Origin of the sequence: Marinobacter zhejiangensis, from assembly GCF_900114775.1 — a bacterium.
In the GTDB taxonomy this organism is placed as follows: Bacteria; Pseudomonadota; Gammaproteobacteria; order Pseudomonadales; family Oleiphilaceae; genus Marinobacter; species Marinobacter zhejiangensis.
This window is the reverse complement of record NZ_FOUE01000001.1, coordinates 833,654-856,910: the sequence shown is the minus strand read 5'-3', so window position 1 is coordinate 856,910 and position 23,257 is coordinate 833,654. Positions and strand designations below refer to the sequence as shown.

Annotated in this window: 20 protein-coding genes; 13 read left to right on the top strand and 7 right to left on the bottom strand. The window is 60.0% G+C overall.

Annotated elements, in window-relative coordinates; all coding sequences use genetic code 11:
• Positions 1 to 19: 19 nt before the first annotated feature.
• The 9 genes from BMZ67_RS03825 (at position 20) to BMZ67_RS03785 (ending at position 11,463) form a co-directional block, all read left to right on the top strand.
• Positions 20 to 655 carry an ANTAR domain-containing response regulator gene (locus BMZ67_RS03825; protein WP_092020563.1) on the top strand — a complete coding sequence of 212 codons (636 nt, stop codon included), beginning with the start codon at positions 20 to 22 and terminating at the stop codon, positions 653 to 655.
• Between the two features lie 15 nt (positions 656 to 670).
• Positions 671 to 1,852, top strand: a complete 1,182-nt coding sequence (locus BMZ67_RS03820) for a CmpA/NrtA family ABC transporter substrate-binding protein (RefSeq protein WP_092020562.1) — start codon at positions 671 to 673, stop codon at positions 1,850 to 1,852.
• Between the two features lie 271 nt (positions 1,853 to 2,123).
• Positions 2,124 to 3,485: a CmpA/NrtA family ABC transporter substrate-binding protein gene (locus BMZ67_RS03815; protein ID WP_092020561.1), complete on the top strand. Its 1,362-nt coding sequence runs from the start codon at positions 2,124 to 2,126 to the stop codon at positions 3,483 to 3,485.
• A gap of 25 nt (positions 3,486 to 3,510) precedes the next feature.
• Positions 3,511 to 4,506, top strand: a complete 996-nt coding sequence (locus tag BMZ67_RS03810; RefSeq protein WP_092020560.1) for an ABC transporter permease — start codon at positions 3,511 to 3,513, stop codon at positions 4,504 to 4,506.
• A gap of 33 nt (positions 4,507 to 4,539) precedes the next feature.
• Complete coding sequence (locus BMZ67_RS03805) at positions 4,540 to 5,454, top strand: ABC transporter ATP-binding protein (RefSeq protein ID WP_092020559.1); 915 nt, start codon at positions 4,540 to 4,542, stop codon at positions 5,452 to 5,454.
• Between the two features lie 298 nt (positions 5,455 to 5,752).
• On the top strand, positions 5,753 to 6,973 hold the full coding sequence (locus BMZ67_RS03800) for an NAD(P)/FAD-dependent oxidoreductase (RefSeq protein WP_092020558.1): 1,221 nt from the start codon (positions 5,753 to 5,755) through the stop codon (positions 6,971 to 6,973).
• Between the two features lie 31 nt (positions 6,974 to 7,004).
• Positions 7,005 to 9,509, top strand: a complete 2,505-nt coding sequence (gene nirB, locus BMZ67_RS03795; protein ID WP_092020557.1) for a nitrite reductase large subunit NirB — start codon at positions 7,005 to 7,007, stop codon at positions 9,507 to 9,509.
• 13 nt (positions 9,510 to 9,522) lie between these two features.
• Entirely contained in the window at positions 9,523 to 9,891 is a 369-nt protein-coding gene (nirD, locus tag BMZ67_RS03790; protein ID WP_092020556.1) for a nitrite reductase small subunit NirD, read from the top strand.
• A gap of 201 nt (positions 9,892 to 10,092) precedes the next feature.
• A complete protein-coding gene (locus BMZ67_RS03785) occupies positions 10,093 to 11,463 on the top strand; it encodes a WS/DGAT/MGAT family O-acyltransferase (protein ID WP_092020555.1) in 1,371 nt (456 codons plus the stop codon).
• A gap of 34 nt (positions 11,464 to 11,497) precedes the next feature.
• Here BMZ67_RS03785 and BMZ67_RS03780 read toward each other — a convergent pair whose 3' ends face one another.
• Together BMZ67_RS03780 and BMZ67_RS03775 are read right to left on the bottom strand one after the other, a co-directional pair.
• Positions 11,498 to 11,899, bottom strand: a complete 402-nt coding sequence (locus BMZ67_RS03780) for an NINE protein (protein WP_092020554.1) — start codon at positions 11,897 to 11,899, stop codon at positions 11,498 to 11,500.
• A 66-nt stretch (positions 11,900 to 11,965) separates the two neighbouring features.
• Positions 11,966 to 13,072, bottom strand: coding sequence for a helix-turn-helix domain-containing protein (locus BMZ67_RS03775; protein ID WP_092020553.1), 1,107 nt, complete (start codon positions 13,070 to 13,072; stop codon positions 11,966 to 11,968).
• Between the two features lie 302 nt (positions 13,073 to 13,374).
• Between BMZ67_RS03775 and BMZ67_RS03770 the strand changes: the two genes are divergently transcribed.
• Complete coding sequence (locus BMZ67_RS03770) at positions 13,375 to 14,262, top strand: metal-dependent hydrolase (protein ID WP_092020552.1); 888 nt, start codon at positions 13,375 to 13,377, stop codon at positions 14,260 to 14,262.
• 162 nt (positions 14,263 to 14,424) lie between these two features.
• Positions 14,425 to 14,895, top strand: coding sequence for a CZB domain-containing protein (locus tag BMZ67_RS03765; protein ID WP_092020551.1), 471 nt, complete (start codon positions 14,425 to 14,427; stop codon positions 14,893 to 14,895).
• Here BMZ67_RS03765 and BMZ67_RS03760 read toward each other — a convergent pair.
• The 3 genes from BMZ67_RS03760 to BMZ67_RS03750 form a co-directional block, all read right to left on the bottom strand.
• Positions 14,880 to 15,677 (bottom strand): class II glutamine amidotransferase, encoded by a 798-nt coding sequence (locus BMZ67_RS03760; protein WP_092020550.1) that lies wholly within the window; start codon positions 15,675 to 15,677, stop codon positions 14,880 to 14,882. The two genes, BMZ67_RS03765 and BMZ67_RS03760, sit on opposite strands and share 16 nt — an antisense overlap.
• The gene (locus BMZ67_RS03755) at positions 15,670 to 16,788 is read right to left on the bottom strand and encodes a GGDEF domain-containing protein (protein WP_092020549.1); all 1,119 of its coding nucleotides are present in this window, start codon (positions 16,786 to 16,788) and stop codon (positions 15,670 to 15,672) included. Before BMZ67_RS03755 ends, BMZ67_RS03760 begins: the two co-directional genes overlap by 8 nt.
• A 161-nt stretch (positions 16,789 to 16,949) precedes the next feature.
• On the bottom strand, positions 16,950 to 17,765 hold the full coding sequence (locus BMZ67_RS03750; RefSeq protein ID WP_092020548.1) for an SDR family NAD(P)-dependent oxidoreductase: 816 nt from the start codon (positions 17,763 to 17,765) through the stop codon (positions 16,950 to 16,952).
• A gap of 259 nt (positions 17,766 to 18,024) precedes the next feature.
• Between BMZ67_RS03750 and BMZ67_RS03745 the strand changes: the two genes are divergently transcribed.
• On the top strand, positions 18,025 to 18,486 hold the full coding sequence (locus BMZ67_RS03745) for an NfeD family protein (RefSeq protein WP_092020547.1): 462 nt from the start codon (positions 18,025 to 18,027) through the stop codon (positions 18,484 to 18,486).
• 3 nt (positions 18,487 to 18,489) lie between these two features.
• Positions 18,490 to 19,527, top strand: a complete 1,038-nt coding sequence (locus tag BMZ67_RS03740; protein ID WP_092020546.1) for an SPFH domain-containing protein — start codon at positions 18,490 to 18,492, stop codon at positions 19,525 to 19,527.
• A 29-nt stretch (positions 19,528 to 19,556) separates the two neighbouring features.
• Here BMZ67_RS03740 and yfbR read toward each other — a convergent pair whose 3' ends face one another.
• Together yfbR and BMZ67_RS03730 are read right to left on the bottom strand one after the other, a co-directional pair.
• The gene (gene yfbR, locus BMZ67_RS03735; RefSeq protein WP_092020545.1) at positions 19,557 to 20,162 is read right to left on the bottom strand and encodes a 5'-deoxynucleotidase; all 606 of its coding nucleotides are present in this window, start codon (positions 20,160 to 20,162) and stop codon (positions 19,557 to 19,559) included.
• A gap of 14 nt (positions 20,163 to 20,176) precedes the next feature.
• Complete coding sequence (locus tag BMZ67_RS03730) at positions 20,177 to 23,083, bottom strand: DUF748 domain-containing protein (protein WP_245749858.1); 2,907 nt, start codon at positions 23,081 to 23,083, stop codon at positions 20,177 to 20,179.
• Positions 23,084 to 23,257 lie beyond the last annotated feature (174 nt).

The window sequence follows — 23,257 nt, the reverse complement described above, 5'->3', positions numbered from 1 at the left end:
TTTTCAGAGGAAGACCACCATGACTTCAACCGACCCTCTCCGCATACTCCTGATCGACAAGGACAGCGAACGCGCCAACCTGGTCAAGCAGGCGCTTGAGCAGGAGGGCCACGATGTGATCAGCCAGCGTCCCGACGCAACCGGGCTGACCGCTGCGGTCGCCAGGGACGAACCGGACATGGTCATTATCGATATGGACCTGCCCGACCGGGATACCCTGGAAAACATGAGCACCCTGAACGCACATGCGCCTCGCCCCATCGTGTTCTGCGCCAACGAACCGGCCGATCGTGCCACCATCAAAGCCGCCCTCCATGCCGGCGTCAGCGCCTATGTCATGGATGGTCTGCAGCCAGACCGGGTGCGCTCCATCATCGACTCCGCCGTGGTGCAGTTTGAGTCTTTCCAGGCACTGCGCACTGAACTGGCAGAAACCCGCTCCGCACTGGAAGACCGCAAACTGATCGAACGGGCCAAAGGGCTGATCATGAAGCGGGAAGGCTGCGACGAAGATGCCGCTTACCAGGTGCTGCGTAAATCCGCCATGGATCATAGCGAACGCCTCGCCACCATCGCCCAGCGGGTCATTGAGATCCTGGGGGATGAGCAAACGGGTATCGCACCCGTTCGTCGAGGCCTGAAACACGCATCCTGAGGGAGACGCGCTGCGATGACCCAGCCAACACCGGCAGCACCCACCCCGCTGCATAAGCACCCCGCCTTCCAGATTCGTCTGGGCTTTGTTCCCCTGCTCGACAGCGCACCTTTGATCATGGCCCAGGAACTGGGCCTGTTCGACACCGAAGGCCTGCATGTGGAGCTGGTTCGTGAGGGATCGTGGGCCTCGGTGAGGGACAAAGTCAGTTTTGGCCTGCTGGACGGCGCCCAGATGCTTGCCCCCATGCCATTGACCATGTCCCTCGGTCAGGGCCAGCCAGCGACACCGGTGGTGACCGGCATGGTGCTGAGCCGGAATGGCAATGGCATCACTCTGACCACCCGGCTCTACGATGAATTGATGGCGAAAGGTGCCAGCGAAGACAGCCCGCTGGCTTCGGCCCGCCAGCTCATTCAGCTGGCCCGCGATCGCGGCCGGCCGATCCGACTGGCATCGGTGGCCCCCTGGTCCAGCCACGACCTCCAGCTGCGGGACTGGCTGAACTCCGCAGGCCCGGTCAGCCCGGACGATGTCCAGATCATTCCGGTGTCACCGGTGCAGATGGTCGATGCCTTCCGCGCCGGTGCCGTTGAGGGCTGCTGTGTGGGTGAACCCTGGAACAGTGTGCTGGAACTCCGGGGTCTGGGACGTATCCTTCACTCCGGGCACCAGATCTGGCAGAACGCGCCAGAAAAGGTTTTGGGAATGCGTGCGGACTGGTCAGAGCAGCACCCGGCGATCCACCTTCGACTGATTCGCGCGCTGCTCGGCGCCTGCCGTTGGTTGGACAACCCGGCCAACCATGGCGAGCTGCGTGCGGTACTGGCACGGCCGGACTACCTGGGCAGCCAGATCGACAACCTTGATCACCACCCTTTCAGCCTGTTTCACCCGCACCTGCACCAGCACTTTTTCCGCAATTCCGCCAATTTTCCCTGGCTGTCCCAGGCTCATTGGCTGGCTACCCGGCTGGCGTGCCATGGCCAGCTCGGCCCGGTTGAGATCGAAACTGTCAAGGCGATCGTACGACCGGATTTCTATCGCCAGGCGGCCGATACCTTCGGCATTGATGCGCCACTGATTGATGGCAAGACCGAAGGCCGCCATCGTCTGCCATTCACCCTGAGCGGCCGCCATGGTCCGGTCAACGTCGCCAGCGACAGCCTGCTCGGTGAGCAACTGCACGAGTGGTAGACCGCTCTGCCGTGCCCATTGATGAGGCGTCGGAGTCAAAGTTGTGCACCGGCGCCTGTCCATTTTCCCCCGTCCCTCCCGAAAAATTCTTTAACTAACTGTTTTTAATATAAATAAAAACCTGGCACGGAGTCTGCAAAACTCTCATCAAACGACCCGTCAACGGACCGGTCAGTACATAGACAACTCGTACCAGCTTTGGCATAGGCGCCCGTCTTCCCTTCCGGAAGGCCGGCGCTTTTTTGTTTCAAGACCCTCAAGGGAGAGCGTGATGAGTAAGAAGCCTTTAACCGCATTAACCCTGGTATGCGCCAGTTGGCTGGCAGCACCTGCATTGGCCGAACTGGCACCGGCGGAGAAACCAGACCTCAAACTCGGCTTTATCAAACTGACCGACATGGCGCCGCTGGCCGTCGCCTGGGAGCAGGGCTATTTCCTTGATGAAGGGTTGTTTGTGGAGCTGGAAGCCCAGGCCAACTGGAAAGTTCTGCTCGACCGGGTGATCACCGGCGAACTGGACGGCGCCCACATGCTGGCAGGTCAGCCCCTCGGCGCGACCATCGGCTACGGCACCCAGGCCGACATTATCACCGCGTTCAGCATGGACCTGAACGGCAACGGCATCACGGTGTCCAACGATGTCTGGGAAGACATGAAGGCACACATTCCGACCCAGGCCGACGGCAACCCCGAGCACCCGATCAGTGCGGCGGCATTGAAACCCGTAGTGGATGCCTACGCCGAACGCGGCGAGCGCTTCCCCATGGGCATGGTGTTCCCGGTTTCGACCCACAACTATGAGCTGCGTTACTGGCTGGCCGCCGGCGGCCTCAACCCCGGTTACTACGCCCCCCAGAGCGGCGACACCAGCGGAACCCTGCAGGCCGACGTCCAGCTTTCAGTCACACCACCGCCGCAAATGCCTGCCACCCTGGAAGCCGGCACCATCAAGGGCTATTGCGTGGGTGAGCCGTGGAACCAGCAGGCGGTGGCCAAAGGCATTGGTGTCCCCGTCATCACCGACTACGAAATCTGGCCCAACAACCCGGAAAAGGTCTTCGGTGTTAACGAAGAGTGGGCCGAGAAATACCCCAACACCCACCTGCACCTGTTGCGTGCACTGATCCGGGCTGCCTACTGGCTGGACGAGAACAACAACGCCAACCGGGAAGAAGCGGTGCAGATCCTGTCCCGCCCCAACTATGTCGGCGCCGATGCCCAGGTCATCGCCAACTCCATGACCGGCACCTTCGAGTATGAAAAAGGCGACGTGCGCTCAGTGCCGGATTTCAACGTGTTCTTCCGTTACTACGCCACCTATCCGTATCCGTCTGATGCCATCTGGTACCTGACCCAGATGCGCCGCTGGGGTCAGATTCCGGAAGCCAAGCCGGACGACTGGTACATGGAAACCGCTCGTAAGGTCTATCGCGCCGACATCTACGAAGCAGCGGCACAGTCGCTGATCGATGATGGCCTGATGAGTGCCGAGGACTTCCCCGAGCTGGGCGCAGAGAATTTCGAACGTCCGCAACAGGGTGAACTGATCGATGGCGTGGCCTTCACGCCCCGTGAGCCGAATGCCTACATCGACAGCTTCGCCATTGGCCTGAAGGGCCAGGAAACACCTTAATCCGAGACATGACCGGAGGCTTGAGATGAGCACCATCACCCAGTCACAAAACCCATCGGCGGTATCACGCTGGCTGAACGCCCTGGCAGAGCGCCTGTCCCCGCAGGCACTGACCCAGACAGTCCGCAACCTGTTGCTGCCAGCCATCGGTATTGGCCTGTTCCTGGCGTTCTGGCAATTGTCCGCCCCCCAGGTCGAGACCTCACTGGGAAGCTTTCCGGCACCCTCGGATGTCTGGGAACAAGCCGGGCAGCTCTGGCAGGAACACAGCAGTGAACGGGAGCGGGCAACGCGTTTCGTTGAGATGCAGGAAGCACGTAACGCCCGCATCCTGGCGGACAACCCGGATGCCAACGTGTCCATTCGCCCTTACCCCGGGGCTCCCACCTTCTTTGACCAGATAGGCACCAGCCTGGTCACCGTGCTGTCGGGATTTCTCCTGGCCACGGTGATCGCAGTGCCCCTGGGCGTTGTGGTTGGTCTCAACCGCCACTTCGCAGCGGCGGTCAACCCGCTGATCCAGGTGTTTAAGCCGGTGTCCCCACTAGCCTGGCTGCCCCTGGTCACCATGGTGGTATCCGCCACTTACGTCAGCGACGACCCGATGTTTGAGAAGGCGTTCCTGACGTCCATGATCACCGTCACCCTGTGCAGCCTGTGGCCAACCCTGATCAACACCAGTTTCGGGGTGGCCGCGGTCGACCCGGACCTGATCAACGTGTCGCGGGTACTGCGCCTGTCCTTCTGGACCCACACCCGCAAGGTGGTCCTACCTTCGTCCGTGCCGATGATCTTCACCGGCCTGCGGGTTTCGCTGGGGATCGCCTGGATGGTGCTGATTGCCGCCGAGATGCTGGCCCAGAACCCCGGCCTCGGCAAGTTCGTGTGGGATGAATTCCAGAACGGCAGCAGTCAGTCCCTGAGCCGGATCATGGTCGCGGTCCTGACCATCGGCTTTATCGGCTTCCTGCTGGATCGGGTCATGCTGGTGATCCAGAAGAAAGTCGCCTGGAACGAATAAGCCATTGCCTGACGCACATGCGAGGAATTCATTATGACGAAACCACACCTTGAATTGACCGGCGTCCACATGGCCTTTGACACCCCCAAAGGGGAGTTCCTGGCTCTGGACAACGTTAACCTGAAAATCCGTAAGGGCGAATTCGTGTCGCTGATCGGACATTCCGGTTGCGGCAAGTCCACGGTACTGAATATTGTCGCCGGATTGCTGCAAGCCACCCAAGGCGGCTGTGTCCTCGATGGTCACGAGGTCAACACACCGGGTCCCGAGCGGGCCGTGGTGTTCCAGCACCATGCCCTGATGCCCTGGCTGACGGTGTATGAAAACGTTGAACTGGCAGTGAACCAGGTGTTCCGCAAGACCATGAGCAAAGCCGAAAAACGCGAGTGGATTATGCACAACCTGGCCCTGGTCAACATGCAACACGCCATCGACAAACGCCCCGGTGAAATCTCCGGGGGCATGGCACAACGGGTCGGCATCGCCCGCGCCCTGTCGATGAAACCCAGCGTACTGTTGATGGACGAACCCTTCGGGGCTCTCGATGCACTGACCCGGGCACACCTGCAGGATGCCCTGATGAGCATTCAGCAGGAGCTCAACAGCACTGTGATCATGATCACCCATGACGTTGACGAGGCGGTGCTGCTGTCTGACCGCATCGTGATGATGACCAATGGTCCGGCGGCCACCGTTGGTGAGGAACTCACGGTTGAACTGCCGCGCCCGCGAAACCGGGTAACCCTGGCTGACGACGCCACCTACGTCCACTGCCGGCAGGCGGTGCTGTCGTTCCTTTACGAAAAACAGTCGTTTCCGGCCAAGTCTCAGCCCACCAGGGCCGAACCTGACGCCGATACCACCGGGCCAACCTCTTCACCGGCCCTCCCGGAAACATCCGCCGACCACGCTGTGGAAGAGGTCACGAAAGAACGGGCAATGGCCTGAGCCGTTCCGCCCCGGAACCGGCCTTCCGCAACGCCCCACGCTGGTGCAACTGAACCAGTGCGGGGCAGCCGGTTTCCGGGAATCTTTTTTGCACTTATACCAACCCTTTGTTTTCAATGAAAAATACAGGTTGGCACGGTTCTCGCTGTAACTGAATCAGGATGGAGTCACCCGACCGGAGCCGGACGGGCCATCCAATCTTCGTTGTTGGCAATGTTGCCGGACTACCAGCCCCTTCCCTGAAAGGGCCGGTACTCCGGCTTTTTTTGTTGGATTCAGGACCAGGCAGGTAAAAGCGATGACAAACACCTTGGTAATCTGCGGTCACGGCATGGTCGGCCAGCGTCTGCTGGAGCGGCTGTGCGAGGAGCACGCGTCGTCGTTTTCACGGGTTGTCGTTTTCAGCGGAGAGCCAACCCCCGCCTACAACCGGATTCTGTTGTCATCGCTACTGGCTGGAGAGGCCAGCGAAGACAGCCTGACACTCAAGCCCGACGACTGGTTTCAGCAGCGCGGGATCGAATGCCGTAGCGGCGATCCGGTGACCCGCATCGACCGCGGCGCCCGTGAAGTCATCACCGCCAGCGGCCACCGGGAACGCTATAGCAAACTGGTGATCGCCACCGGATCCCGATCCGCCAGCCTCGGTCTGCCCGGAGAGGGACTCCGTGGTGTGGTCGGTTTTCGCGACCTGCGCGATACCCAGACCCTGATTGAGCTCAGCCAGAAACATCGCCGGGCGGTGGTCATCGGTGGCGGCTTCCTCGGCCTGGAAGCGGCCGAGGGTCTGCGCTGCCGGGGTATGTCGGTCACCGTCCTGCACCGCAGCCGCCATCTGCTGAACCGCCAACTCGACCGGGTGGGCGGCACACTGCTGGCCGAGGCACTGCAACAGCGGGGACTCACCGTCCGTACCGGTACCACCCCCATTGCGCTGTTGGGCAACCAGCAACTCCGCGCCGTCCAGCTGGATGATGAAACCCTGATCAGCACCGATCTGGTCGTTGTTGCCGCGGGAATTACACCCAACGCCGAGCTGGCCCGTGAGGCCGGCCTGGCCTGCGACCGCGGCATCCTGGTCAACCACCAGATGCAAACCAGCGACCCCGACATCTATGCCCTCGGCGAATGCTGCCAACTGGGCCGGGAGACCTTTGGTCTTGTCGAACCCGGCTATGAGCAGGCTGAGGTACTGGCCCGGATTCTCAGTGGCCAGGACACCCACGCCCGGTTTGAGCCGTCCGTCATTGCGACCCGGCTCAAGATCAGTGGCATCCCCATTTTTTCCAGCGGCCAGACTGAGGCGGACGACAACACCGAATCCGTGGTCTGGCAGGACTACGAAACCAACCGTTATTGCCGGCTGATGATCCGTGATCAGCGCCTCACCGGAGCCGTCCTGTTCGGCGAAACAAGTGATGGCCCCTGGTACCACGACCGCATCCGCCACGCTGATGACATTACGGAATACCGGGCCAACCTGGCATTCGGGAAAGATTACTGCAACGCGGCAGCATGAACCGAGCCCGGAATTGATGAGAGGAAACACCATGAGCAAGAAAAATCTGATAGTGGTTGGTAACGGCATGGTCGGCCACCACTTCCTTGAACAGTTCGTCGACTCCGACGCTGCCGCCGGTTTCAATGTTGTGGTCTTCGGCGAGGAGCCCCAGCTGGCCTACGACCGGGTTCACCTGTCCGAGTACTTCACCGGTTCCACCCACGCCGACCTGGCGATGGGCACCGCCCAGTGGTACGCCGATAAGGGCATTGATCTGCACCTGGACGAGCAGGTCACCGAGATCGACCGTGACAACAAGCAGGTCATCACCCCCAAAGGCAGCTACAGCTATGATGAGCTGGTACTGTCCACCGGTTCTTTCCCGTTCGTTCCGCCAATCCAGGGTAACGACAACCCCCACTGCCTGGTGTACCGCACCCTGGAAGATCTCGACCAGATCCGTGCCAGCGCCGAAGGCGGCAAGGTTGGTGTGGTCGTGGGTGGCGGACTGCTCGGTCTGGAAGCGGCCAACGCCCTCAAGAGCCTGGGCCTGGAAGCTCATGTGGTCGAGTTTGCGCCACGGTTGATGCCGGTTCAGCTGGATGCCGATGGCGGCGCCTTGCTGCGCAAAAAAATTGAAGACTTGGGCGTACAGGTCCACACCGAAAAAGCCACCTCGGCCATCGTGGAAGGTGAAGACCACCGCCTGCGCATGAACTTCAGTGACGACAGTCACCTCGAAACCGACCTGATCGTCTTCTCCGCCGGTATCCGGCCCCAGGACGCCCTGGCCCGCAGCTCCGGCCTGGAGATCGGTGAGCGCGGCGGTATCGTGATCAACAACCAGTGCACCACCTCCGATGCCAATATCCACGCCATCGGCGAGTGTGCCCTGTGGGATCAGCGAATCTTTGGTCTGGTTGCCCCGGGCTACACCATGGCCCGCACCCTGGCCGGCGCCCTTAACGGCGACAGCGAGGCCGCCTTTACCGGTGCTGACATGAGCACCAAACTGAAACTGCTGGGTGTGGATGTCGGCTCGATCGGCGATGCCCATGGCCAGACGCCGGGCGCCCGTAACATCCAGTTCAATGACGGCGCCAACGGCGTATATCGCCGCATGGTCATCAGCGAAGACGGCAAGAAACTGCTGGGCGCCATCCTGGTGGGCGACAACGGTCCCTATGACACCCTGCTGCAATACGCACTCAACAGCATCGACCTGCCGGCCAGCCCGGAAGTGCTGATCCTGCCGGAATCCGAAGGCGGCGCCCCCACCCTCGGCCCCGATGCTCTCCCGGACACCGCCTCCATCTGTTCCTGCCACAACGTCACCAAGGGCGACATCTGCGGTGCCATTGACGCTGGCTGCTGCGACCTTGGCAGCGTCAAGGGTGAAACCAAAGCCAGCACCGGGTGTGGTGGTTGCGCCGCACTGTTGAAGAACGTGGTGGACTGTGAGCTGGAGAAGCGCGGTGTCGAAGTCAGCAAAGACATCTGCGAGCACTTCCCGTACAGCCGCCAGGAGCTGTTCCACCTGGTCAAGATCAACGGCATCCGGACCTTCCACCAGCTGATCCATGACCACGGCAAGGGCCACGGTTGCGATATCTGTAAGCCTGCGGTGGCCTCTATTCTGGCAACCGTGTGGAACGAGCATATCCTCGCCACCGACCACGTTGCCCTGCAGGACACCAACGACACCTTCATGGCCAACATGCAGAAGAACGGCACCTATTCCATCGTCCCGAGGGTACCGGGTGGTGAAATCACCCCAGACAAGCTGATCGTGCTGGGTGAAGTGGCCAAGGAATACAACCTGTACACCAAGATCACCGGGGGCCAGCGCATCGACCTGTTCGGCGCCACCCTGAGTGAACTGCCGGAGATCTGGGAGAAGCTGATCGCCGCCGGGTTCGAAACCGGCCACGCCTACGGCAAGTCGCTGCGGACCGTGAAATCCTGCGTCGGCAGCACCTGGTGCCGCTACGGCGTGCAGGACAGCGTCGGCATGGCGATCCTGTTGGAGGATCGCTACAAAGGGCTGCGTTCACCCCACAAACTTAAAATGGCGGTCTCCGGCTGTACCCGTGAGTGTGCCGAAGCCCAGAGCAAGGACATTGGCGTCATAGCCACCGACAAAGGCTGGAACCTGTACGTGTGCGGGAACGGCGGTATGCGCCCGCGCCACGCCGACCTGTTTGCCACCGACCTCAGCGACGAGGAACTGATCCGCGCCATTGACCGGGTACTGATGTTCTACGTTCGCACCGCCGACCGCCTGCAACGCACCAGTGTGTGGATGGAAAACCTGGAAGGTGGGCTCGACTACCTCAAGCAGGTGGTGCTGGAAGACAGCCTGGGTATTGGTGAAGAACTCGATGCCCACATGCAGACAGTGATTGGCACTTACCAGTGCGAATGGAAGACCGCCGTGGAAGATCCCGAGAAACGCAAACGCTTCCGCGAGTTCGTCAACGACGAACGCAAGGACCCGGTACAACAATGGACCCAGGAGCGTGGCCAGCGTCGTCCTGTCGTCGAAACCGCCTGAAGAGGAGAAAGCGATGAGTAACAAGACCCAATGGCAGAGTGTTTGCCACATCGATGACCTGGTTCCGGATTCCGGCATTGCCGTCTGGACCGAGGATGGCCCCGTAGCGGTGTTCTACCTGCCCAACCGGATACCCTGCCTGTTCGCCATCAGCCACACCGACCCGTTCAGCGGCGCCAACGTGCTGGCCCGGGGCATTACCGGCGACCTCAAGGGTCAGCCAGTGGTCGCGTCACCGCTGTACAAGCAGCACTTCAACCTGGAAACCGGCGCCTGCCTGGAGGACACCTCCATCAAGGTGACCATCTACCCGGTTCTGCTCGACGGCGACGAGGTGGTTCTGGAAGTGCCTATCAAGGCTCACGACCAGGCGGTGGCCTGATCACCAGGTCCACCTGCCAGCGGGGTGGCCGGCTCCGGCCACCCTGCGTGTCTTTCGCCCATGCGGCTCATGGAGCCCCCGGCGTCACGCCCCACTGACCCTACCGGCAACCCGCCAGGTCGATATGACCACTTCCGTTGTATCGCAATTGCAGTACCATCAGGGACAACAAAACCATAACAAGCGAAAAAGGACTCCCCCTTGAAACTGCTCAGCCCGGCAGATCAGCTGTTCCTGTGGCTCGAGAAACGCCAGCAACCCATGCATGTCGGCGGACTCCAGCTGTTTTCCTTTCCCGACGATGCACCTGATGACTACGTCGCTCAGCTGGCCGAGCAGCTGCGCCAGCACACCACACTCACCGCGCCGTTCAACCAGCGGCTGACCAGTCGTATGGGCCAGAGTTACTGGACTGAAGACCACCAGTTCGACCTGGAACACCACTTCCGCTTCGAGGCCCTGCCCACACCGGGGCGCATCCGCGAGCTGCTCGCCTTTGTATCGGCAGAACACAGCCACCTGATGGACCGAGAGCGGCCGTTGTGGGAATTCCATTTGATCGAGGGTCTGCAAGACCGCCGTTTTGCCATCTACACCAAGGTCCATCACGCCCTGGTGGACGGGGTGTCCGCCATGCGCATGATGAAACGGATGCTGTCCGCAGACCCTAACGAGCGCGATATGCCGCCAGTGTGGAGCCTCCCGCCAAGGCAGCGGAACCAGGACAGCTCAAGGCCGTCGCTGCTGAACAGCCTGTCCCACTTGCTGGGGGAATCCGGTAAGCAGATTGGCACAGTACCCACCGTCGCCCGGGAGTTACTACGAACCATCAACGAAGCCCGCCGGAATCCGGAGTACGACTCCATATTCCATGCCCCCAACAGCATCCTCAACCGCAAGGTCACCGGTTCCCGGCGCTTTGCCGCCCAGTCTTACAGCCTGAGCCGGATCAAGGCGGTGGGCACTGCCTTCGGGGCCACTGTCAACGACGTGGTGATGGCCATGTGCGCCAGCGCATTGCGCAGCTATCTGCTGAGTCAGGACGCCCTGCCGGAAAAATCCCTGGTGGCCATGGTTCCAGTGTCACTGCATCGGGATGACAGCACCGAGGGCAATCAGGTGGGGATGATTCTCGCCGCCCTGGGGACCCATTTGAGCGATGGTGCCGAGCGTCTGCGGCATATCCACCAGGAGGTCAGGGATGCCAAGGAGCGTTACGCCAGCATGTCCGCGGAGGAAATCGTCAACTACACCGCGCTGACCCTGTCACCGGCCTGTTTCCATCTGCTAACCGGCCTGGCCCCCAAGTGGCAGACCTTCAACGTGGTGATTTCCAACGTACCCGGCCCCCAGGAGCCAGGCTACTGGAACGGCGCCAAGCTGGAAGGGATGTACCCGGTGTCCATTGTTATGGATCGCCTGGCGTTGAACATGACGCTGACCAGCTACTGTGATCAGATTGAGTTCGGGCTCATCGGCTGCCGCCGTACCCTGCCAAGCCTGCAGCGGCTGCTGGACTATCTGGAGGAGGGCCTGGCGGAACTGGAGCAGGCGGTGGGACTGGCACCCTGAGCGGGTTAACGCCCAGGGTCGGGGAGACGGATACTCAGTACCCGGAACGCTCGCTGTTCTTGATGGACACCTGGTCATTCAGCGTCCAGAAATCGTAGAGAATACCGATCAGGAACAGCCCGCCGGTCAGCAGGTAAAGGATTCCGGTAAGCCACTTGCCCATATACATGCGATGAACACCGAACACACCCAGGAACGTCAGTAGCAGCCAAGCAAGGTTGTAACTGGTATCACCGGAACGGAAACGTTTGTCAGCCTCACGGTCCATCGATGGGATCAGGAAAAAATCGATGATCCAGCCGATAAAGAACAGCCCCAAGGTGAAGAACCAGATGGTTCCGGTCACCGGCTTGCCGTAGTAAAACCGATGGGCACCAAGAAAACCGAAGATCCAGAGCAGGTAACCAAAAACCTTGCTGTGGGTATCCTGTTGCATATCCCTATCTCCTTGTGAAAACCGCAGTGTAGCGCTAAATCCCTGGCAAAGCAGGAGGCTTACCCATCACGGCCCCATTTCCGGGGCAGGGTCGGCGCCACCCTCACGGAATTCACTGGCCGATTTCCCGGTCCATTTGCGAAAAGCCCGGCTGAAGTTGGACAGGTCCGCATAACCAAGCTCGTAGGCAATCTCGCTCACCGACTGGTTGGTGTAACGCAACAGCTGGATGGCCCGGTCTTTCAGAACCTGCTCGACAATTTCCCGGTAGGTAGTGTCTTTTTCCGCCAGTCGCCGTTTCAGGGTCCGTGACGAGACACAGAAGCGCTCGGCCATGGCCTCCAGCGATGGCAGCGGCCCAGGCATGATGTGCAGCATGTTGCGAATGGCGTAGGTGATGTCGCCCTGATCCTTGAGCGCTTTCTGCAACTCGAATTCACACTGGTCCCGCGCCATCTTCGACGCGTCGGCATCGGCCAGACGCATTCGGGCCTCCAGCAGCTTCTTGGGGAAGATAAGCATCTCTTCCCGTTGCTGGTACAGGAATTCTGCGGGTAGATGATCGGCAAACTGTCTGAAGTAAGCCGGTTCAGGACCCGTCAGGTGCACCTTGATGCCAGGAATCTTACCGTCGGTCAGCGGAAAGCCCAGCTCCTCGGCACTGGAGCGGTCGATCAGCTGATCCGTCAGCATCAGCAGCGTGGTCCCCACGGTTTCTGCGAGGAAATGATAAAGCCCGGGCACATCAAATTCCGCCCGCAGGGTGACCAGCACCCGATCACCGCCATCATTGATGTTCATGGCCAGGAACGGTACCCGCAGCTGCAGGTATCGACGTACCGAGTCGATGGCTTCACCCATGGTTGGGCTGGTCAGCGCCGCCAATCCCAGGGTGCCGTGAATGGTGACCCGCAGCTCCCTTGCCAGCATCAGGCTCAAGCCCTGATCCCCGGCAAGCTTCAACGCCCGCTCGGCCATCACAATGGCGTCGGTCACGAAAATACGGCTGTCGTTGGCCTTCAGGTCCTCCGCGCAGAAACTCAGGCCTTCGAAAAGCTGGCGCTCGTTATGCCCCAGCTTGCCCACGGTTTCCGCCAGAACCCGCAGGTACACACCGGGCACCAGAAACAGTCCCAACATCTGCCGTTCTTTTTCAGGGCCTGCATTTGCCATCGTCAATCCTTCATCAGTGATGAGTCGTCGCCCTTGCCTGACAGCGCTTCATCAAAAAAATAAACCAGCGCTTGCCGCACCGATGCTATCACGAAGTCCCACCCACCCGTGTAGTGGCGAACCCGCCCGTGAAAAACGTCACCCGGGCCAACCAAGCATTTGCTTGGCCCAATCTCCACGGCCAACGTCCTAAATTCGCCTGTTTTGTCGCCAGCAACCTCTCCACACTGGAACCATGACCACAGCGCGCAGATCCATTCTCTAAAAAACCAACAAATGCGCCAAAGGACAGGAGTACCAACATGCTGACAACAAGCCGCACCGAAGCCGCCAAAACACGTACCCCGGACAACGTCACCATCAAGCCGCAACGCATGGGGTTCGAGTTCGGCGAACAAAATCCCCGCTACTGGCTCGACAACAGCTACATCCTCAGTCACACCATGAACGCCCTGTCCGTACTCTTTCCCCAGGGCGAACAGTTCTTTGTGGATTCGGTTCGCTACTTCCGCGACCAGATCACCGATCCAAAGATGAAGGAAGAAGTCCGAGGATTCATTGGCCAGGAAGCCATGCATTCACTGGAACACATTGCCATGAACCAGCACGTTCGTGATCAGGGCATGCCAGTGGAGGAACTGGAAAAGCAGCTCAGCGTGATTCTGGGCATTGCCAAGAAGCTGCCCAAACGTCATCAGCTGGCCATTACCTGCGGTCTGGAACACCTGACGGCGATGATGGCGGACATGCTGCTTGAGCGGAATGACATTCGCGAAGATATGCACGAATCCATGCGCACCATCTGGGTCTGGCACGCGATTGAGGAAACCGAGCACAAAGCCGTCACCTACGACGTCTTCCAGCAGGTCGGGGGCACCTACGCCGAGCGCACCTTCTACCTGGCGTTTTCCACAGCGATGCTGGGTGTTGTGGCCAGCGCTTTCACCGCCCAGATGATGCTGAAGGATCCGAAGCAGTTCAGCCTGAAGGACACGGCCAAGGGGCTATGGCGGATGTGGGGCAAGAACGGTGCCTTCTCCAGCCTGATTCCGACCTGGCTGGAATACTTTAAACCGGGCTTCCACCCCTGGGATCACGACAACAGCGAACTGATTGAGCGATTCAAGGCGCAGATCAGCGACAAGATTGCCCCCCAGTTCAAGAGTGGCAATCGCCGTACCCTGCAGTAACGCCTTCTCCGATGGCTCCCGGATGGCATTTGTTACATCAGACGGGAATTAAGTGACACTTTGTCATCTAGGAGCCAGACTCGCTTGCCTTAACCTGTTTCCAGCAGCAGACTGCCGTTTCTTGCCACTTAACCCTTTGGGCTAACAACAAAAGACGTCGGTATGACTCAGAAAACAAACATAATTCAGGAACTACGCTCTGCCAAGCAGGGACACGTAAGATGGGTGAGGTATGCCAGTGCACTGATTGAGGGCCTTGAAATGCTCAAGGACCACGTCCCAGTGCTGGGGACAGACTGCAAGTTCGGGAAGTGGTATTACGGGCCGGGGCAGGCACTGAATTCGCTCCCGTCCTACCGCAAAATCGAACAGCCTCACATCGACCTGCACGATACCTATCTCAAGATCTTCAAGCTGCTGTTCGACGAAGACAGCAACGCATCCGGCGGCCTGCTTTCCCGCCTGCTCGGCAAGAAGAAGAGCAAGGATGCCAATATCGAGCAGGCACGAACCCTGTTTCAGGAACTGGACGCCCTCTCCAAAGTCATCCTGAAACACCTGGATGCCCTTGAGGCGGAGGTCATCGCCCTGGATGACGCCCAGCTTGACAAGCTTTACTACGTACCAAGCTGAGTCTGCACTGGAACGGAGCCCTTCATCACCACTTCACCGGCCTGCCACAATCGCCATTCGCCGGGCTGATAAACGTCCCACTGTTCGTCCGTGGTCAAGGGCTCCGTCACCACCACGCTGACCACGTCATTAGGCGTGGTCTCGGCTTCGAAATCCACTGTGACATCGGCATCCTTGAGCCGGGCCGGGCCAAAGGGCGCCCGCCGGGTAATGCTGGCCATCTTGGTGGTACAGAAGGTGAACAGCCAGTCGCCGTTACTCAGCAGCAGATTGAACACGCCGCGAGCAGCGTAGCTGGACGACAACCGCACCAGCATCTGAACCATATCAGCCAGCGGAAGGTCTCGTCCGCCGCCCGCCCGTAGGTGATTGAGCATGTCACAGAACAGGGTTTCACTGTCGGTATCGCCTACCGGTTCATAGAATCCCGGTTCAGCGGAAAACCCGGTGAGTTGGCCATTATGGGCAAACACCCAGTACTGCCCCCACAGCTCACGGATGAAAGGGTGCGTGTTGGCCAGGCACACCGAACCGACATTGGCCTGGCGGATGTGGCAGATCGCCACTTCGCTCTTGATGGGGTGGGTCTGCACGACCTCGGCAATACGCGAGCTGGCGCAGGCTCCGGACTCATGGAAGGCCCGCACAGCTTTGCCCTCGTAAAAAGCAACGCCCCAGCCGTCACGGTGGGGGCCGGTATCGCCACCCCGCCGTGTCAGCCCGGTGAAGCTGAAGCAAAGATCCGTCGGGGTGTTGGCGCTCATCGCCAGCAATTCACACATCAGTGCCCTTCCTGGTCCTTGGGGGAGTAGTGGTCAGCTCATCATTGGATGGTTCGTCATGACTCTCCACCACATTGCGTCCTCCCCGTTTGCCCTGGTAGAGCCGACGATCAGCTGTGCGAAACAGGGCATCGGCCTGATGACCATCGCGACTCGAATGGGCAATGCCGAACGAAGCGGTCACCGATATGTCCTGGCCCCGATAGCGCAGTTGGGTATCGGCAATGCGCTCACGTACCTGCTCGATCAGTTGGGTGGTGTCGTCACAGGACACATCCCGCAGCAACAGGCCGAACTCCTCACCACCCAGGCGCCCCACTGTGTCGGTGCCACGCAAGCGTTCAATCAGGGTCTGTCCAACCAGTTTGAGAAGTCGGTCCCCGGCCTCATGGCCAAAGGTATCGTTGACCTGCTTGAAGCGATCCAGATCCAGCACCACCAGGGCGTAGGGGCTGTTGCTACGCTGACTTTCGGCAATTGTGCGAGCCAGCAGCTCCTGGAAGCGGTTGCGGTTTGCCAGCCCGGTCAGCGAGTCGGTCTGGGCCAGGTTGATCAACCTCTGCTCGGCCTCCTCACGACGCTGCTCATAGACATGGATGAACAGCAGCATCAGGGTTCCACCGACCACCAGATTGAGAAAATCAATCACACTCCGTGCGCTGTCGATGTTCTCCAGGAAGTACAGGTAACCGATACTTCCGGCCACCATGAACGGCAGGCAGAGAATCATCCCCTCGCGCTTACCCAGGAGCAGATACGACAGCACCGGCATCATCAGCACCCACACCGAGGCAGAAATGGATGCCTCCGGCACGATGATGATGACGTTAAAGAAAATAAACAGCGGGATCAGGTAGCCATAGATCCAACGCTGAAGGTGCGGGCTGCGTGCCACCCGCAGATAACCGGTAAACAGCAGTACCGAAGCCACCAGTTCGGCGCCGGCCAGGATTACATGCCCACTGACAATCTGGAGCACGGCAAAGGGAATCAGCGACACTCCGGTGACAGCATACAACCAGCGCGCCAGGACACGGCGGTGACGGTTACTCAGACCGGAACGGGTATCCGGGGTCTGGAAAGGGGGGGTGGGCTGGTGAGATGAGGTCATGACGGTTCGGTCCAGGCAATGATGCCAGTATAAGTACTTGGACCAGAGAGTAAAACAGTCCCATGGAACAATAGCACCCTCACCGTTAACCACGCCCAAAGCCTGCCCCGGAGCCATTGCCGGGGCCAGCTTTTTGCCCCCGTTAGCAGGGGCGGGCGCAATTACACGTACAGATTCTTGCGGGAGAAACGCGCCACCAATGGCTGGTATGCAGCACCGAGCAAGCGGTTGAGGGCATCAATTCCCCACGCATCCGGACCAACCAGAATACGTGACTCGTCGCGCAGGATACCTTTGACAATGGTTTCAGCCGCCTTTTCCGGGGTAGTCATCGCCAGTTTGTCAAAACCCTTGCGCTGGGCATCGGCGTTCTCCGATTTGCCCATGCGGGCGGCATTGGCGATGTTGGTACGAATGCCGCCGGGGTGAACACAACTCACCGCCACTGGCTGGCCTTCCACCTGCATTTCCTGACGCAGCGCTTCGGTAAAGCCACGCACCGCAAATTTCGCCGCGTTGTAAGCGCTCTGCTTCGGCACCCCGATCAGGCCAAACACGCTGGAGACGTTCACCACATGACCGTCGCCGGACGCGATAAGGTGGGGCAGGAAGGCCCGGGTACCGTGGGCAACACCCCAGAAATCGATATCCATGACCCATTTGAAGTCGTCATCGGTCATTTCCCGCACCGATGCCGACAGCGCAACGCCCGCGTTATTGATGATCAGGTTGACCTGACCAAAGTCCTTGGCCACCTGATCCGCGTGGGCATAAATGGCATCACGGTCGGAAACGTCCAGCAGGTAGGTACGGACCTCCTTGGCGCCACAGGATTCCGCGGTTTCCTTCAGTCCGACTTCGTTAACATCCGACAGCGCCAGTCGGCAGCCGCGGGCCGCCAGTAGCTTTGCCAATGCACGACCAATACCGGAGCCTGCACCGGTAACCACCGCAACCTTGTTGTTCAACTCTTTCATAGACCGTGACCTCGTGTTGTTCTGCTTGATTGTGGCGCTCAGGGAAACCACCACGACCCCGTGCTCCCCTCGCATTAAAGCAATTGCTCTAATTTTCATTCACTGTATCACCTCGACTTGGTCGGCCTATGGCAGGAATGGTTATCACCACCGGACGTTTCGGTCAGTTCACGGCCGCCAGGTTTTCACAGGACGCCGGCAATCCCTTTGGTTACAATCGGTTTTTCGTTGTTTCCACGAATCTGGACGGAACTGTCTTATGGAATGGAGCCTTACCCATCTGTGGTTAATACTCGCGCTGGTGCTGAGCCTGGCAGAACTGGCATCGGGCGTCCTGCTCCTGCTGGCCTTGGGTATCGCCGCCGCACTCACCGCCCTGGTGGCTTACCTGGGAGCCTCTTTTGAGTGGCAGCTGGTCGCCATGGGCGTGTTCTCCGGCATTCTGGTACCGGTAGCCATCCGCTGGATCAAACCCCGCTTTTCCCCGAAAGGGGTGGCCTACGGCACCACCGGTACCGGTGTGGAAAAAGGCCAGCGCTACCGAACGATCAAGCGCGACTTTGATGGCGCCAGTGGCGTCAAGATCAACGGCGATTTCTATCGTCTGAGAGTCACCCCCGACAACGCCACTGAGCTGCCGGAAGGCACCGAGGTGGTTTTTGAGCACTTCGATGGCACCACTGCAGTCGTCCACTGCACCCATCCAAACAAGGAGCATTAACGTATGGAATCCCTGTTCAGTCCAAGCCTGATCCTCAGCCTGATTTTCCTGGCGGTGGGCGTATTCATCATCGCCAAGGGTCTGGTCATTGTGCGCCAGTCCGAAGTGATGGTGATCGAGCGCCTGGGGTCATTCAACCGGGTGCTGGAAAGCGGCATCAACATCATCATTCCGTTCATCGAACGCCCGCGTCCCATTACCATCATCCGCTACGTCAAAATGGGCCAGGAATACCACCCGGTGGCCAGCGATGAAGTGCGCATCGACCGCCGCGAAACGGTGATGGACTTCCCCGGCCAGCCGGTGGTCACCACCGATAACGTCACCGTGTCCATCAACGGCGCACTTTACTACCAGATTATCGACCCCCGCCGTGCGGTCTACGAAGTGGCCAACATGAGCCAGGCCGTCGAGGTTCTGGCCAAGACCACCCTGCGTTCGGTGGTGGGCAAAATGGAGCTGGATAAACTGTTTGAGTCCCGCAGTGAGGTCAACAACGCGATCCAGTCCGAAATGGAAGAACCCGCCTCCAAGTGGGGGGTCAAACTGACCCGGGTGGAAGTCCAGGACATCAGCATGCCAGAGGAAGTTGAGGAGGCTATGCGCCTGCAGATGGCCGCCGAGCGTAAGCGCCGGGCCACCGTGACCGAGGCTGAAGGTGAGAAAGCCGCCGCTATTGCCATGGCCCAGGGGCAACGTGAGTCTGCCATCCTCAATGCCCAGGGTGACAAGGAATCCGCCATCTTGCGGGCACAGGGTGAACAGGAGTCCATCCGTCTGGTACTCAGTGCCATGGGCGATTCGCAAGAGAACAAACAGGCGGTTATCGGCTACCTGCTCGGCCAGAGTTACATCAAGGCCCTGCCCACCATGGCCAAAGACGGCGAACGGGTTTTCGTACCGTACGAGTCGTCCGCCCTGCTGGGTTCCATGGGCATGTTCCGGGAACTGGCAGGCAGCCCGGAAGACGCCGCGCGCCACCTGCTGCGCAAGGACGGTCTGCGCGGCGGCCTGGTAGGCGGATCGGCCTCCGGCGCCTGATCCTGCCGCCACCTGCTGGCCACCAGCTGTTACAACGGCTGTTCCAGCAGGTGATCCAGTGGCTGCTGATAGCCTGGAGCAAACACCTCCAGAAAGTACTGAACCTCCGGCAGGTTTTCCTGCTGGAGGCGCTGGTAGATCTGCTTTGCTGCCGGCTCAAACTCCCCGTTACCGGCCTGAATCTCTGCTCGGCACTTGAGTAACGCCGACAGGCGATCCGCCGCCTTGACCAGCTCCTGGGTGTCATCACACCAGCGGGCTTCGCTCAGGTACGGCGCGAAATCGTCCCGTAATGCTTCCGGCAACAGCCCCAGCAACTCGTCCTGGGCCTTGTGCTCGATATCCCCGAACACCTCCCGCATCACCCGTGAGTGGTACTTCACCGGCGTTGGCATGTCACCGGTAATGACCTCGGTGGCATCGTGATAGAGCGCCGCCGCGGCAACACGGTCCGCATCCACCGAGCCACCGAAATGGCGGTTACGAATCAACGCCAGGGCATGGGCGAGGGTGGCCACCTCCCAGGAGTGGGTGGCGACGTTCTCCTCGATGGCATTCCGCATCAAGCCCCAACGCTTGATCCAACGCAGCCGGGAAATATAGGCAAAAAAATGGCTGAGTGGCCTTTGCGCCATGGCTGATCTCCTGCTTACCGTACGTCCAGGGTGAATTCCACCGCCACCTGGCGGTCGTCGTTGTTTGAGGCGTTCAGCTGCGGGTCCCTCAGGAACAGCTGGCCAGACGGAATTTCATATTGATCAAGCAACTGGCGCTGCAACCACTGACCCCGCGCCACCGCCAGGTTGCCCAGGGCTTCGGGCGGCAGTGTGATGTCCGCCGTCAACGCCTTCAGCAACGCAATTTCCCAGGTTTGCGGATCGCCACCCTGTTCCCCTCGCAATACCTCAAGTGCCTCATTGCCATTGTCCCGGCGGTAGGCCTGCTCCAGCCGCTCCAGGCGCTGCTCAGTGCTGAGGTCATCCGCCAGACCAATGCGTCGAGCCAGCCGCTGCTGCTTCAGGGCCAGGCCATCGAGCTCCTGAGAAACCGCGCCACGCACGTTCAGCAGCAGGTTACTGCGATCTTTCAGCGCCTGGGCCAGAACATCCAGTTTCTGGGCTTCGTCACCATCCAGGGCCGGGCTGCCCGGGTCAAAATAGACGGTGCCCAGCTCTTCACCGGACAGACCAGCGAGCTCGGCCACCGAGCCCAGCATGCTGAATGGCGAGGCGGCCGCCTTGACCAGCAGGTTCACAAAGGCCCGGGTGACAATCCGGCCAACCCGGAACTCAGGATCGTCCAGGTTGCCCTCTACCGGCAGATCGACTTCGATGATGCCGTCACGATCCCGCAGCAATGCCAGTCCCAGCTCAATGGGGGCATTGACCGCGTCTTCACTGTCCACTTCCTCACCCAGCTCCAGCTGGTCAAGAATCACCAGGTTATCTGCCTTCAGGTGACTGCCGGCGATCTCATAGGTGAGGTCCAGTTTGAGTTTGCCGCTGTCGAGGTTGTACCCCAGGTAGCGGCCGGAGTACGGGCTCAGGGTCGGCAGCGAGAGCTGGGTCAGGTCCAGTTTGAGCCGGGTGGTATCCTCACCACCAATGGCCCCGAGTGATCCACTGAAATCGACCCGTCCAAGCTCGCCAACACGTCCCTGAATGGCAACGCTGCCCTGTTGCGGCGCAATGTTGCTGAGACCGGCCACAGTACCGTTCAGCTCATGCATGCGGGTTACGAACGTCGGCGAGATGCTACGGTCGGTATAGGACAGACCACCGTCCTGCAGGACCAGTTCGCCGATGCGGAAAATCATACCGGCGTCGGCCGCGTCACCCCCGGCCTGGGATTCCGGCTGGTCCGAGGCTTTGGCGATCTGGGTAACATTTTCCTGGCCGTCGGCGGACCGGGTGACATTGATCCTTGGCGTGGCCAGGGTGACCGTACCAATTTCCAGCCGTGCCGGGGCGAGGTTGTATTCAATCGGTGCCAGCTGCAGGGTCTGCCAGCCAAGCAGGGGCTCTTCATCACCCACCAGACCAAGATCAAGGGTTTTGAGTTCACCGTTGCCGCTGAAGGTTCCGGTCATCGGGTCCTTCTGCCCATCCAGGTCCAAGTTACCGTCCACCGTCAGGCTGCCGTCCCGGATAGCCAGGTTGGTCGCGGACTGGACGTAGGGCTCAAACTGAGCCAGGGCAACGGCACTGGCCGACAAGCCGGTTTCCAGGGTAAAGGGCACCAGGGTCGCCTGACCACGAGCGTGCAGATTACCGCCGCCAGCCAGGGCCGCCGCCAACTCATAGGGCACCGGTTCTTCCAGTTGCTGGCTGAGCTTGCCGATGGTCAGCTCAATACCCTGCAACGCCAGATTCGCCGGGGTGTCGAGTTGCTCATCCCGCCACTGAACCTGACTGTTGCTGAGCTTGATCTCATCCACCGACCAGCGGAAACCACCGTCAGTGCCGGCCGTCTCCGCAGGTTCCTGGGCTTCGCCCTCGCCAGAGCCGGCCAAGGGCGCCAGCCAGTTCAACTGGCCATCAGCCGCCTTGACCGCCGACAGCTGCAAGCCATCCACCGATACCGTACCGACCGAGGCAAACTGTTCAACCAGGCTGGAACTGACGCCATCGACGCTGATATCGCCAATACTCAACTCGGGCTCACCACTGTCACCGGAAACCGCCACAGCCAGCGACTTGATGCCCAGGGTGCCGTTGCTGGTCACCATGGAAAAACGCTCGCCGCCAGCCAGTTCATAGTCGGATTCCACACTGAAAGCGCCGTCAGCCAGGTTGTAAGGCAGAACCCCACGAACAAAGTGGGCAATGGTCTCCGAGTCGACATTACCAATACGCAAGTGACCCTTGGAGTGGAGCGGCACCACATTCAGGCTGCCTTCCCAGGAAAAAGTGGTTTCCCCGCCCAAGGCGCCATCCAGGGTGTAACTGGTATTACCCCCCTCGCGGGAGTAGGTCGCCAGGTCATTGAGTTCCAGATCAAGGGGCGAAATGCTGAAGGATTCCGGCTGGGCACTGCTGAAGTCCCGGAACAGCAACTCGCCACCGGCAATGCTGAACCGGCCGAGATAGAGTTTGGGCGGGGCGGATGGCTCCACGGCGGCTTCGTCAACCGGCGCCTCTGTCGCCACCGCAGGGTTATGGGTCTGCCAGTCGCGGGCGAAGTTGATGTTGTAATCTTCCAGAAGATCCAGGCGGATGTTGGGCTCCACCAGTTCGATGGTGTCGAACGCCAGCACGCCGGTCAGCAGGCGCCAGAAGCCCAGGTCAACGTAGAAACGGTCAAAGGCCACCACCGGCTCATCATTGGCATCCTGAGCCGCCAGCCCGGTCACCTCCAGGGTCATGGCAAACGGGTTGACCGAGACATTCTCTACCGACGTTTGCCAGCCCATGTACTGGCTGGTCTGCTTGGGCAACGTTCGCTCCAACCACCAGGGCAGACCGACAAACCCAGCCAGGGCATACAGCAGAACAACCACTGCCCCCCAGAACCATGCCCGTTTATACACCGCTTTTCCTTCGCCTTGCTTAGCCACAGCTGACTCCCCTGATACTGCTTTTGTCCATGGTCGACCCACCGCTGGCAAGAGTCCATAGCCCATGCGGAGGATTCCGGGTCCCATCAACCCCCTGAAAGAATATACAATCGTACTATGTACGGGCACTCAGAATCAGTCCGTAACGTCCCCGACCAGACCGATTCCAATAGG